Genomic DNA, 13,911 nt, shown 5'->3' on the forward strand with positions numbered 1-13,911 from the left:
GGCCGCTTTAGCCGCATCCGTGTTCCTCCCCATAGTTAAAGCTAGGGGTTTCCCACTCGTTTTTTGATGATTAAATCTTGGATGGTAATTGGAGGAGTGGCGTTTTTAGTCGCCTTAGCCAATAATATTCTATTAACTTCTGATGATATCCGATGGTTTAATCGTTTAACCCGTCCCAGTTGGTTAACCTTTGAAAAAGCAATTCCTTTAATTTGGATAATCGTTTTTATTGCGGGGGCTTGGTCAGCAATTTTAGTCTGGGAAGCCGAACCCGGAATATCCCAAACCTGGGTATTAATGGGATTTTACCTATTATTAGAATTAGTGATTTTGTCCTATACCCCGGTAATGTGCAAAACCAAAAGTTTACGCATCGGAACAATATTAGGCGGGACAGGTTTTATTTTAGGCTTAATGTTAATGGTGAGTGTTTGGCCAGTGTCTCAAACCGCAGCCTATTTACTCCTCCCCCTTGTCCTGTGGAGTCCAATTGGAACCTATACCACCTGGGCGATGCTCCCACTCAACCCCGCAGATGTTTAAAAACATACCAGCCACCTACTATGGGTTAAATAATAGGTGGCTGATATATAGCAATATAGGAACCGAAGCGGCGCACTTAAGACAGAGACAAAGTACGACGTTTAGTAGTCATCCGATAGGCTTCGATAATATCGCCCATCGTCCAGTCATTGAAGTTATCCAAAGCAACACCGCACTCGTAGCCAGCATTGACTTCCTTAGCATCCTCTTTCATCCGTTTCAAGGAATCGAGGACACCTTCGTGAATCACCTCATTTTTCCGGCGAATTCGGACTTTACAGTTCCGCACCACTTTACCCGACAGCACATAACAACCAGCGATGGTATTGCGTCCCACGGGGAAAATCGCCCGGACTTCCACTTGACCTAGATGTTCCTCCACCAGTTCCGGTTCTAATAGCCCTTCCATGGCAGCCTGGACGTCATCTAAGAGGTTGTAAATGATGTTGTAATCTCGGATGTCAACTCCGGCGCGATCGGCAGCTTGACGAGCACCATGGGCTAAGGTGGTGTTAAATCCAAGTAAGACCGCATTACTGGCCGCGGCTAAGTCAATATCCGTTTCCGTAATTTCACCCGGGGCCGCTAACAGCAGTTGTAGTTCCACCTCTTTCTGAGGCAGTTTCTTCAGGGCTCCAACGATCGCTTCTACAGATCCTTGAACATCCCCCTTCAGGATCAAGTTCAGTTCTTTCAACTCACCCTGTTGAGCACGGGCGGAGAATTCACTCAGACTGATCCGACCCTTGATTAAGCGGGTTTCCCGTTTCGTTTCTGCCCGTTGGGTGGCCAAAGCCGAGGCTTCTTTTTCACTTTCAAAGACCTCGAATTCATCCCCAGCCGCCGGGACATCCCGCAGACCTAAGACTTCAACGGCAAAGGAAGGACTGGCATTATCAACCCGATCGCCTCGGTCATCCACCATCGCCCGGACTTTACCCAGGACGGAACCCGCCACCACGATATCCCCAACTCGCAGGGTACCATTTTGTACCAACAGCGTCGCCACAGGGCCACGGGACTTGTCAAGGTGAGCTTCAATAATCGTTCCTTTCGCGGCTCGGTCAGGGTTGGCATAGAGATCTTCCACCTCCGCCACTAACAGAATCATTTCTAGGAGGGTATCAAGGTTTTCTCCCCTGATGGCACTGACGGGAACCATAATCGTGTCACCGCCCCATTCTTCAGGAACCAGGGCAAATTCCGTTAACTCCTGTTTCACCCGATCAGGCTGGGCACCTTCCTTATCAATTTTGTTGATAGCAATAATCATCGGGACTCCGGCAGCCTTAGCGTGACTAATGGCTTCAATGGTTTGGGGTTGGACACCATCATCGGCGGCCACCACCAGAATTGCCACATCCGTAACTCGTGCGCCCCGGGCTCGCATGGCGGTAAAGGCTTCGTGACCCGGAGTATCGAGGAAGACCACTTGCTGGGTTTTGCCCTCATGTTCCATATCGACATGATAGGCTCCGATGTGTTGGGTGATGCCCCCAGCCTCTCCTTGAGCCACTTTGGTTTCGCGGATCGCATCGAGGAGGGTGGTTTTCCCATGATCGACGTGACCCATGATCGTGACCACCGGAGGACGCCGTTGCAGATGCTCCAGATCCTCTGCGTTCAGCATATTGTCGGGCTTGATAGCACCGGATTTGAGTTTTTCGTTTTCAACTTCAACGCCGAGGTCTTGACAGATTAACAGAATTGTGTTGTAGTCGAGGGTTTCGGTAATATTAACTGCAATCCCTTGGGAAAACAGGCGTTTGATAATTTCCGTTTCCGGCAAGATTAAGGCAGAGGCGAGTTCCTGAACAGTCATTGGCCCAGGTACGATGACTTTCTCCGGGCGTTCAGCCTTGGGTTTAGCCTCCGTCCGGCGCGTATTGCCTCCTCCAGAACTCGAACCCCGACTGGGTGCGGGTTTTTTCGGTCTAACCGTTATCGCTGCCACACTTTGTCCGGGGCTGGCTTTGGGTTTGGGGGGACGGGCTAGGGAGACGCTAATCATGGCGTTGTTGGCATTCAGCAGAGACAACGCATTCATTTCATCGTCGTCGTCCTCATCTAAGGAGGGTTTAGCCCGTCGCTTGGCTTTGAGTTTAGCCGCCTTGGTTTTAGCGGTATCTACAACTTCTTCTTCTTCCTCCTCCCATGCTGGCCCGCGTTTTCCAGTGCGGGGGGGGTTCGGCCGAGTCAGGGTTACAGCCCGTTTTGGCCGTTTGACTAAATCATCGGTGGTGGCTAAGGGTTCCTCCTCGGCACCCTCGGTCGATTCTCCATCCTCATCAATCACTTGAGCCGCTGGCTTACGGGACGGAGGAGCCTGTAAATCAGAAATTGAGCGGGGTCTGGGACTGCCAACTTCTTTACGGGGCGGTCTTCGGCCCTCTGAATCTTTTTCTTTCCCTTCTGGGGTAGTTTGTTGAGATTTGGGAGTCGGTTTTTCGGGAGAGTCCGGTTTAGACTTTGACTCAACGGGTTTAGGCGTTGGTTTATTTGTCTTCAAAACGGGCTTATTTTTAGAAATGGCTGCTGGTTCCGGGTTCACACTGATACTCACGGGAACTGGCTCTGCGGGTCTAATAGGGGGAGCAGAAAGAGGTGCGGCTTCCAATGGGGATGAATCAATCTGTTCAGATGTTTCTATTTCCCCGACAGAAACCCCCATGGCCATATCTTCGGTTTCTGAGGCCACTTTCTCGGCTGTTATGGGGGAAGATTCCGTTTCCGCTTGAGCCGGAGCAGTGGGTTTTGATAATACAGGTCGATTTAACGTGGGTTTCACAGGCGCTTTTGAAGAAACAAGTGATTTAGGTGGGGTAGCAACAGAAGCTGATTCAGAGGAACTCGCCTCATCGTAGGGGGGGGAGGACTCGAAGCTCGACCGAATTTTGGGCTTCTGGATCTCTAAAATTTCTTGCCGTTTTTTGTCGCTGGGTGCGATCGCTGATAATTTCGCATTAGGAGGAGATCCGGGTGCTTTTCCTTCAAGCTGACCCGGGTTCGGATGAGTTGCGACGTATTTTTCAATGCGTTCTTTATCTGATTCTGAAATCGTGCTACTGTGGCTTTTAACTGAGATATTTAGCCGTTCACACACCGCTAAGATGTCCTTGTTATCCAAATTAAGTTCCCGTGATAGTTCGTAAATTCTGACTTTGGCGTTGTTCATCCACTAACCCCTCTTCGTACCTACCCATGGTTTGATGTTTACATAGTTCGATTTACTCTTACAACAGTAACCCGCACGTTTTAAATAACGATATCATCTGCTCTGGTTATTTAAGTGTCAAGGATGCAGATGTAAGGTCTGCTTTGACAGTTCTTAATTTTATTTTAATTTTTGGTGAAATCTAATTCCTCAAATCTTTAGTATTGCCTTTATCAAGTTAGCAGATATTAACCGGATGGTGAATAATAATCAATTTAGTTACTCAGTCTACTCTATTCTGCTTTAACATAAACCTTCTAGTCCTCTATCTGGAGAGTAGGTTTGCTGATTGAACAGAAAGATATTGTTGAGCAACTCAAGATCTTCAGATCCCAGGCAATTTTTCCCACCCTTCCCTACCAAGTAGGACATGGGGATCAATTCCAGGTTAATCTAAACGCTGCCATAGGCCTTGATAAACTTCCTCTGACACCGATATTCGGAGTGCGTGTCCCAGTCGATTTTTTTTCTGAGCCACCTTCAAACAATCTGGGTTAGGGCAAAGATAGGCCGAACGACCCATGCCATGATCCAATTGTACCTGATCTGATGAATAGAGCCTGACAAATCGCCAGAAGCTTTCTTTTGCCCCTAATCGGCGACAAGCCACACAACGACGTTGATTTTTCATGGGCTTGACAGTTATAGCGGGTAATGGGTTTTGGGTAATGGGTAATAGAAAGAGTTTACCTGCCCTGCTCCCCCTACCACCGGTACTCCCCCTGCTCTCCTATTCCTCCTTAAATTCATCATAGTTGCGATCGTTGATCGCATCCTGACGTTCGAGTTCTTCGGCGATTTTTTGATCTTCGGCTGCTGCATCATATTTAGCCGTATCCTTAATATCAATTTTCCATCCCGTCAACCGAGCAGCGAGACGAACATTTTGCCCCTCCTTGCCAATGGCCAAACTCAATTGATCTTCAGGAACCAGAATATGGGCGCGACGTTCATCGGGATTGACTAAACGAACTTCATCGACTCTCGCCGGACTCAGGGCATTAGCAATATAGGTGGCTGGGTCAGGAGACCAGCGAATCACGTCTATTTTCTCGCCCCGCAGTTCGTTCACCACCACTTGAATCCGTGACCCCCTAGCCCCAATACAGGCTCCCACAGGATCAACATCTCGATCGATGGTATCTACTGCTATTTTAGTCCGGGGGCCGACGTGACGGGAAGGAGGGTTGGCTTCCCTGGCCACGGCCACAATTCGCACCACTTCATCCTCAATTTCTGGGACTTCATTGGCAAAGAGATACACCACTAACCCGGCATCGGCCCTGGATACTAATAATTGGGGCCCCCGTTGGGAACCTTGGGAGACTTTTTTCAAATAGACCCGGAAGGTGGCATTGGCGCGGTAGTTATCATTGGGCAGTTGTTCCCGTTTAGAAAGTTCCGCTTCCACACTGGTGCGACCAAAACCACTGGCTACTTCCAGAATCACCGACTGGCGTTCAAATCGGAGGACTTTGGCTTGCAATACCGTGCCTTCAAGTTCTTTAAACTCCTCCTGAATCATTTTGCGCTGCTTATCCCGCAGTTTTTGAGCTAAAACCTGTTTAGTTTGGATCGCTGCCATCCGACCAAATTCCCCTTGATCCGGGGTAACATCTAGGGTGACGGTATCCCCTAATTGGGCTTCGGGAGCGACTTCTCGCACGTCTTTTAAGGCAATTTGATGATCTTGGTTGCTAACTTGTTCAACAATGGTTAAATTTTTGGCTAAGACTCGAAATCCTTCTTCATCGACATCGAGTTCGACATCAAAATTATCAAAATAATCTTCACTAAATTGGGTCTGAATTTCGATGGTACGACGATAGCGTTCATACCCTTTTAATAGAGCTTCTCGTAGGGCTTCTTCTACGGCCTGTTTCGGTAAATTCCGCTCTTGAGAAATACCATTAATCATATCTTGTAAACCGGGCAAACTCACCATTGACATAGTTTTTATCCTCTAAACTTTATTTTTTGTTGATCACACAGATGAATTTTTCACAGAAAATTGGGGAAGTACACCGCCCGAAAGGTTAAATCACGATCGGTTAAAATCTTTAAGGGTTAAAATCTTTACTCCTCGACACTTTCATCGAATAACACTTCCGTAATTAATTCCCGGGGAATGGCTAGTTGTCGTCCTTTTTGGCTTAAATAAACCGCATTTTCATCCCGACTCACCAGTTTTCCCCGTTGTTGAGAATGACCTTTGTAGGGTTCTGATGTTTTAACAATAATGGAAAATCCTTTAAATGAAACGAATTCTCGATCACTGGTTAAAGATTCCGAAATTCCGGGGCTGGAAATCTCCAACACATAGGCATCGGGAATAATATTGCTGGTCTCTAATTCCTCATCCAAGGCTCGACTCATCCGTTCACAATCTTCCAATCCGGTATCCTGACTGGGGTTGCGGATATCTACACGCAGCACAGGCGGTTTCTGATTGGTGTAAAAGGTTGCCCCGACCACTTCCAGTCCCAATGTTTGGGCGATGGGGGTGGCGATGTCGAGAATTTGGGGGATCAGAGGATGAGCCATAGTTGACGTGAATGCTAGAGTCTACAGGGGTTATGAGGTTAACTGCCATTAAAAAAGTGGGGTCAATCCCACTCCAGATCGTGAAACAGTGTCTCCTCACCAAGCCAAAGACGAACCCTGTGGTTCGCCTCTTGTTCTAGTTTAGCTTAGAGCGAAAGCAATTGCTAGATATCGGGTTTCGAGTTTTGCTCTCGGGTCTGGGATCAGTTCTATTTATTCGGTTCCTTTGATGTGTCTTTGTTCCTTTAATTGAGCAAGAACTTGTTCAAAGTTAGATTCATCCACTTGCTGAATATAGTTGATTTTGAATTCTTCTAAGAAGTCAATTAACAGGGTTTTAATTTCCTCTAATCCCTGTTCTTTTTGCAGTTCTTCTCCTAAAAGTTTATTAAAATTTTTAACCAGTTGATTAGATAATTTTGTTCCCACGGGATCATTCATGGCTTTGGCCACGGTTTGATAGGCTTCCTGGGGCCCCTCCGTGGCTAATTTAGAAAGTTCGGTAATAATTCTTTCTTGAATCTGTTGGGGAATTTGTTGTAACCCTGGAATGGTTTTAAATTGTTGAATCACAGGAGATTGTTCGATTACCTGCTCTATATTGTAGCGCAATAATGCTTCAATGTCAAGTTCTAATTTAGGAATAACTTTATAAACAACAACCTGAATTAAATGATTGCCGATCGCTTCTATTTCATTAACATTATTAATGTCTAAATAGGGTTTATCTTGATTCAAAAATAGTTGTTTAAAAATATCACCTCTCCTAATTTCTCCTTGAATCTGTTGAATCACTTCAATCACCACGAACTCGGTTAATTCCCTGGCAATGGCGGCAACAAATCCCCTGGTTATTTGGATTTTAATGGGTTCTAAACTAATAAAATGTACCTGATTTAAACGAATCGTTACCGGAATAATTCGTAACAATCGAAAAATCGGTAAAAACAAAAACACATCATACCACCGCCATAACATCGCATCAAACCAAGTTACCTTAGAATAACGACGACTAATTAAATAGGTTCTCGCTAAAAATTCTAAAATAAAAATGATAGTAAAGGGTAAATCAACTTTCCAAAACGTGCGGGTAAATTTTCCGTTTTCCGAGATACTGCGATAATAGTTTGTCGCCACTAACGGTCTAATATTTCTCTCAAACCATTTCATTTGTTGGTCATAACTGTTTTGTTTAAGATAAGATGAAGACCAAAATATATTAAAAGATTCTTTTGCAGAATTATTGGGATTTTTGATATGATCTCGCATCCGATTTTTAATTCGTTCTAAAGTCCCACTTCTCTCGGCAATAGCAAAGGGATTTTCATTGATAATTTCCTCACTTTGATTTCTTAACTTTCCTAATATTTCATCGGTTTCAGGCGAATATAAGCTGGTTTCAGCTATCGTAACTTTTAACTGTTCAATGGTCTCTAAATATTTTTCTGTGATTTGATGGGGTTCAATGCCTTTGATCGGATCATAAACTTGAGTCACAACTGGAATATAGTTAAAATAGTAATCTCGCAAATCCGTATAACTCATGTCGAATAAAACCAACCCGTAGTTCAGCGTCGCAACCATGGCCATCAACTGTTCAAACCAGGGAATATTTTGATTTTTTTTAACAGAAACAGTATTTTTCACAATTAGATATTAAAAAATAAAACAACAAAAAATATTAATAAATCCCCCGTTGTTGGGCTTTAGCCCAAGAATAAGAGGGCTAAAGCCCAACAACGAATTTTTTTAATCATGTCCACATACTTACATTTGTAGGTATTATGAAGTAGAAAAATTTACCCTAACCTTTCACATTCAATACAGTTCACCGATTTAATCTATGTCCCATACTTTAGCAACTCCCCAAATTAGTGTCATCATTCCAGCATACAACTGCGATCGCTATATTGGGCAAGCCGTCGAAAGTATTCTTAATCAAACCTATCCTGCTGACGAAATTATTATTATTGATGACGGTTCCCAAGACAATACCCGTCAAGTTTTACAACCCTATTCTAACTATATTCACTATGTTTATCAAGAAAATCAAGGGGTTTCTGTCGCCCGAAATCATGGGTTAAAATTGGCGCGGGGGGAGTTTATTGTGTTTCTGGATGCAGATGATATCTTTCTTCCCAATAAATTAGCAACCCAACTCGCAGTTTTTCAAGCAAAACCGCAATTAGGACTGGTTCAAAGTGGATGGCGTCGAGTTAACCAACAAGGAGAAACCCTCATGGATGCGACGCCCTGGGATTATGTTCCAGAGTTGAATTTAGAAACTTGGTTGCGTTGGAAACCCTTGGGGACGATGGGAACTTTGATGTTTCGTCGAGAATGGTTATTAAAAATAGACGGGTTTGAACCCGGGTTAGCCCACGCGGAAGATGTCGATTTAATCTTAAGAATGGTATTATTAGGGTGTGAATCTGCATGGTTACAACAATCAACAGTTTGTTACCGTCAACATGACCGGAATACGATGCGGGATGGAGTTTCTCAAGCGAAATCAATTAATTATGTTTTGGATAAATTTTTTAATCTTTCTAATATTCCCCTAGAAATTCGGTTAATTGAAAATTGGGTACGTTACAGTACCTTAGTTTGGAGTTCCTGGTATTTATATTATACCGGATTTCCGATGGAAATGGCAGAATATTTACAAAAATCTTGGCAATATACGCCATTTTTAGCGGTAGAAACCCTAATCAATTGGACGGAAAGTTTTGTGCATTATTCTAATAGTTTAGGACAGACTTTGGAGGTGAATCAACTTTGTAATTTACCCGAATGGCAAAATTTAACCCTTTGGGTTTTAGAACAAACTATAGAAAAACGTTCTCAATCTTTAGAAGGGGGAATTAAGTTACTGTAATTTCTGCTAATTCCAGTAAACTCATTAAATCATCAATATTAATTCGCATATTCAACAATCCCGAATGGGTCAGATCTTCGTCCATTGTATTCTCTACCAGTTCCCCAATTAAATAGTAATGTTCCAGCCCACAAATATTACTAATAATTCGATAGCAAGGTGGAACATAAGTAGGAGCAAATAATTCGATAATTTTGGTTCCAGGTTGACAGAAAACAATATTGGATAATCCTGCTCCATGGGGGGCTAAAACCACCGAGGCACTCGCCATTAATTCAGCTTGTTCAGAAATCGTTAAGGATTCTAAAACAACACTCTCAAAGTTCAGGGATTCTAACTGTTTCATCAACTCATCTTGATTAACCACATTCCGAGAAATTGCATTTTTCCGATTGATATAAATGTGACGATTTGCAGTTTTATTTTTTGCTGTTTCTGGGAGTAATTTTTGTTTTATAAAGTTACAAATCCATTCAGGAGTTGTCGTATCATTTTGGAACAAATTAGGAGCGGGGACAATCAGTTTCTTCGCTTGAATATAAGGTTTATCAATACTTCTAATGATTTTATGTTCAGGTATTCCCAAAAGTTCTAAGGTTTCTTTCTGATAGGAAAAATCGTAATTATTAAACACAAAATAATCAATACTATTCAAATCTATACCACTTTTTTCCATCAAGTGAATTCCAGGTAAAACATCATACATCCAATGAAAAAATGCCCCCCCCCAGCGTACCGATAAAAATGCAACGGTTCCATTAATATGATGAATTGGAGGTAATTTACGGGAGGATAAAACCAATTCAGCAGATCCGGTGGAAATATCAGTCAGTAATTCATTATGGGCTGTGATCACCGCACTGGTCGCCGAATCTCCCCAGACTCTACCTTGATCTAATTTGACAATAAACGCATTCCGAGTTGTCGCTTGACTAAAGATAAAACCAGGATGAAATTGAGCCACGGTTTTAGAAGGATTCAGGGAAATTTCACTACCCGGATAAACAGGAATATAGGTGACATTAGAACTAAAGTCTGAGGTGATCAATTGTTCGGGATTAACAAAACAATATTGTTCTAAAAGTGACGGGGGCAAATCCTTATAATTAAAACACTTTACAGCTTCTTCATTTCTGCCTTGATGTTGTAGAATTTCAGCAATATTTTCATAAGCAGAAATTAAATCGGGCTTCATTTTTAAAGCGTCCATCAAGTAGGACATTGCCAGATCTAGTTCTTGTTTTTTTAACCAAATTTCTCCTAATCCCGCATAATATTCAGCGATTTTAGGATTAATATTAATAGCATTTTGATAGGATGCGATCGCTTCTTCCCATTGACTTTGAGATTTATATAAATTGCCCAGATTGTAATGTACAATATCCGCTTTAGGATTGATTTTTAGACATTCCTGATAAACAGAAATAGCAGTTTCAATTTCTTGCTGTTCAATTAAGGTTTCTGCTAATTGATCTAACAACCAAAGATTATTTGAATTCAGTTCAACTGCTTTACAATAAACTTTAATAGCTTGATCCCAGCGTTGTTGAGCAATCAATACTTTTCCCAAGGGGGGATATAACCAATCCGTATTCGGTTCAAATTCAATCGCTTGATAATATTCTGTTAAAGCCTCATCAAACTCCTGGGTTTCACAGAGAGCATTTCCCAAGGTAAAATGTAACCAAAAACTATCGGGATTAATCTCAAGAGCTTGACGATACCAATTAATTGCTTCTTCATGTTTTCCGGTCTTAGAACAAATTTCTCCTAACTTATAATAGGAACCAAAAAACTTAGGATTTAAACCGATTCCTTGATAATAAGCAACGGTGGCTTCTTCCCATCTTTCCTGTTCAGATAAAGCATTTCCTAGTTGATGATATGTCCAAGAAAAATCCGGGCTGAGTTCAATCGCTTTTTGATAATTGGCGATCGCTTGCTCATAATTCTTTTGTTGAACTAAAGCATCGGCTAACCCTTGATAAAATAGATTACTATTGGGATTCAGAATAATCGCTTGATTATAGGCAGCGATCGCTTCTTCCCACTGTTGTTTCCGACTTAATGCCTCTGCTAATCCATAATGGGATTGGGGTAAACTGGGATAAATTTCTACCCCCTTTCTATACAATTCAATTGCTGGCTCTAATTTGCCTTTTTCAATTAAGGTTTTCCCAAAATCAATATAATCTTGAGGGGCGACGGACTGGGGTTCTAAAATTAAGGCTTGATACCAAGCATTTGTGGCTTCTTCCGGTTGATTCAGATTAATGAAAACAGTATATAAACTCTGATAAATTCTGGCTTGATTGGGTTTAAAATGTAGGGCAGTTTGATATGATTGTAGAGCATCCCGCCATTGTTGTTGTTGAACATAAACTGTTCCTAAATTCGCATGAACTTCCGCCCAATCGGGTTTGAGATTTAGGGCTTTTGTGTACCAAAATTTGGCTTCATCAAGTTTCCCTTGCAATTGTTTAGCTAACCCCAAGGTACTGTAAGTGGGAAGAAAACGAGGTTGCAATTTTAACGCCTGTTCACACACAGCAACTGCTTCATCAAACTGCTGTTGGGCAATATGGCGACTTGCTTCTTCGTGTAAATCAAGGACAGTTTTCTCTGGAGTGTCAGACAATGGCATGGTCAACCGCAAAAATAGGACAGCTTTTAATATAGACGTTGGATTGATGGAAATAGTTTATCAGGAATAGGGAACAGGGAGCAGGGGACGCCAACTATTACCCAAAACCCATAACCCATTACCCAAAACCCATAACCCATAACCCAAAACCCATAACCCATAACCCATAACCCATAACCCATTACCTGTTCCCTATTATTAAGAAATATTACGAAAAACTTATTAAAAAATGTTGCAACTTGTTGATTAACTTGCTAATCTGTGCATAGAGGGTCTTTCCATGAACGCTCGTATTGAGGAGACAGGTGAGCCATGCTTGAAATCAATCTTGCTCTGTTAACCAGGAATTAAGGAAAGAAGATAGCCTGGTCTGTTGTCTAATCATGACCCATTAGTAATCTCTACAATCATGACACCAAATTTCTAGCATTCCCAGATTTTTTACACGCTGCATAGAGGAATATCGGTGCGCCTAAAAGGATGTCAGGGTCGCTTGGGATGAAAAAATCCCGACTCGCATGGGTGAGTGAACCTCGCCCCGCCGCACCGAATTCCTCCTCAACAGGAGGTTTTTGTAATGAACATTCAAGGAAAAACAGCCCTAATTACTGGGGCTTCTCGTGGAATTGGCCGGGCAATTGCCGTAGAATTTGCCAAAAATGGGGTTAAACGTCTGATTCTAGTGGCACGCGATCGTCAGAAGTTAGCGGAATTGGCCACAGAAATAAAACCAATGGGTGTGGAGGTGATCACCTTAGCCCTGGACTTAACCCAATCTGTTCAAGTCCATATTGCGATCGCCCAGGCTTGGCGTTCCCACGGGCCAATTGAAATTCTGGTTAATTGTGCTGGTGTTGCCCACCAAAAGCCGTTTTTAGAATCCAAACTCCCAGATGTTCAGGAGGAAATCTCCTTGAATTTAATCGGGTTGTATACCATTACCCATGTCATCGCTCGACGGATGGCCACCCGCCAATCGGGAACCATTATTAATGTATCGAGTTTGATGGGCAAAATTGCTGCCCCTACGATGTCCACCTATTCGGCGACTAAATTCGCAATTTTGGGGTTTACAGAAGCCCTCCGCCAAGAATTAGCCGCCCATAATATTCGGGTTATGGCCCTATTACCCACCTTAACGGATACGGACATGACCCGGAACTTGCAATTATTCCGTTGGGTAGTTCCCATGACCCCCGAACAGGTCGCTAAGGTGTTAGTGGCGGGACTCGATAAGGATACCTCGGAAATTTTAGTCGGATGGCAAAGCCATTTGGCCGTTTGGTGCAACCGTTTTGCCCCCTGGTTAATGGAGAAGATTATGGTATTGGCAACTCCCGTTACCCACAAAATCCGCAAATCCTATCCTGCATTCAACAAAGCGGATGCAACACTGCATTAGTTTGGGTTAATGGTTGACCCTTAATAATTGATTCCCCGTAGAGACGTACCATGGTACGTCTCTACACTGATTAAGGTAAGATTAGGCGATGGGCTGTTAGGGAACTTCCTTAAAATTAAGGAGTTTCCAGCCTTGAACTTTAGAGATTAAAATTTTATGCCAAGATCACAACGTAACGATAACTTTATTGATAAAAGCTTTACGGTTATGGCAGATATGATCCTGAAGATGCTGCCCACCAATAAAAAAGCTAAGGAAGCATTTGCCTATTATCGGGATGGAATGTCAGCCCAGGCGGACGGAGAATATGCAGAGGCTTTAGAAAATTACCAAGAAGCCTTAACCTTAGAGGAAGATCCCTATGATCGAAGTTTTATTCTTTATAATATGGGCTTAATTCATGCCAGCAATGGTGAACATGAGGAAGCATTAGAATATTATCAACAAGCGATTGAGCTAAATCCCCGAATGCCCCAGGCTTTGAATAATATTGCGGTGATTTACCATTATCAGGGGGAAAAGGCTAAGGAAGCGGGAGATGAAGACACCGCAGAACAAGAATTTCGGCAGGCCGCAGAATATTGGGTTAGGGCAATTCGTTTAGCCCCGAATAACTATATTGAAGCCCAGAACTGGTTAAAAGTTACCGGAAGAAGCAAAATTGATATCTATTTCTAATTGATTTT

The 13,911-nt window shown here is 42.9% G+C and carries 10 protein-coding genes; 4 read left to right on the plus strand and 6 right to left on the minus strand.

Features of this window, described 5'->3' with window-relative positions; translation table 11 throughout:
- Positions 1 to 66: 66 nt before the first annotated feature.
- Positions 67 to 543, plus strand: coding sequence for a TspO/MBR family protein (locus NMG86_RS01565; RefSeq protein ID WP_026788382.1), 477 nt, complete (start codon positions 67 to 69; stop codon positions 541 to 543).
- 76 nt (positions 544 to 619) lie between these two features.
- Here the strand turns inward: NMG86_RS01565 and infB are convergent, their stop codons facing one another.
- The 5 genes from infB to NMG86_RS01590 form a co-directional block, all read right to left on the minus strand.
- Complete coding sequence (gene infB, locus NMG86_RS01570) at positions 620 to 3,718, minus strand: translation initiation factor IF-2 (protein ID WP_026796864.1); 3,099 nt, start codon at positions 3,716 to 3,718, stop codon at positions 620 to 622.
- 427 nt (positions 3,719 to 4,145) lie between these two features.
- On the minus strand, positions 4,146 to 4,388 hold the full coding sequence (locus tag NMG86_RS01575) for a YlxR family protein (RefSeq protein WP_071782506.1): 243 nt from the start codon (positions 4,386 to 4,388) through the stop codon (positions 4,146 to 4,148).
- Positions 4,389 to 4,487: 99 nt separating this feature from the next.
- A complete protein-coding gene (gene nusA, locus NMG86_RS01580; protein ID WP_026796866.1) occupies positions 4,488 to 5,708 on the minus strand; it encodes a transcription termination factor NusA in 1,221 nt (406 codons plus the stop codon).
- Positions 5,709 to 5,833: 125 nt separating this feature from the next.
- On the minus strand, positions 5,834 to 6,301 hold the full coding sequence (rimP, locus tag NMG86_RS01585) for a ribosome maturation factor RimP (RefSeq protein WP_026796867.1): 468 nt from the start codon (positions 6,299 to 6,301) through the stop codon (positions 5,834 to 5,836).
- A 213-nt stretch (positions 6,302 to 6,514) separates the two neighbouring features.
- Positions 6,515 to 7,948, minus strand: coding sequence for a hypothetical protein (locus NMG86_RS01590; RefSeq protein ID WP_237747573.1), 1,434 nt, complete (start codon positions 7,946 to 7,948; stop codon positions 6,515 to 6,517).
- Between the two features lie 196 nt (positions 7,949 to 8,144).
- On the opposite strand from NMG86_RS01590, the gene NMG86_RS01595 reads away from it, so the two are divergent.
- Positions 8,145 to 9,179, plus strand: a complete 1,035-nt coding sequence (locus NMG86_RS01595; RefSeq protein ID WP_026788387.1) for a glycosyltransferase family 2 protein — start codon at positions 8,145 to 8,147, stop codon at positions 9,177 to 9,179.
- Here NMG86_RS01595 and NMG86_RS01600 read toward each other — a convergent pair.
- Positions 9,166 to 11,823 (minus strand): tetratricopeptide repeat protein, encoded by a 2,658-nt coding sequence (locus NMG86_RS01600; protein WP_026796869.1) that lies wholly within the window; start codon positions 11,821 to 11,823, stop codon positions 9,166 to 9,168. The genes NMG86_RS01595 and NMG86_RS01600 overlap by 14 nt on opposite strands.
- A gap of 577 nt (positions 11,824 to 12,400) precedes the next feature.
- Here NMG86_RS01600 and NMG86_RS01605 point away from each other — a divergent pair.
- The gene (locus NMG86_RS01605) at positions 12,401 to 13,225 is read left to right on the plus strand and encodes an SDR family NAD(P)-dependent oxidoreductase (protein ID WP_026796870.1); all 825 of its coding nucleotides are present in this window, start codon (positions 12,401 to 12,403) and stop codon (positions 13,223 to 13,225) included.
- A 156-nt stretch (positions 13,226 to 13,381) separates the two neighbouring features.
- Positions 13,382 to 13,903, plus strand: a complete 522-nt coding sequence (locus NMG86_RS01610; protein ID WP_026788390.1) for a photosystem I assembly protein Ycf3 — start codon at positions 13,382 to 13,384, stop codon at positions 13,901 to 13,903.
- Positions 13,904 to 13,911: the final 8 nt, after the last annotated feature.

It is taken from the genome of Planktothrix rubescens CCAP 1459/22, assembly GCA_904830895.1.
Lineage (GTDB): Bacteria > Cyanobacteriota > Cyanobacteriia > Cyanobacteriales > Microcoleaceae > Planktothrix > Planktothrix agardhii.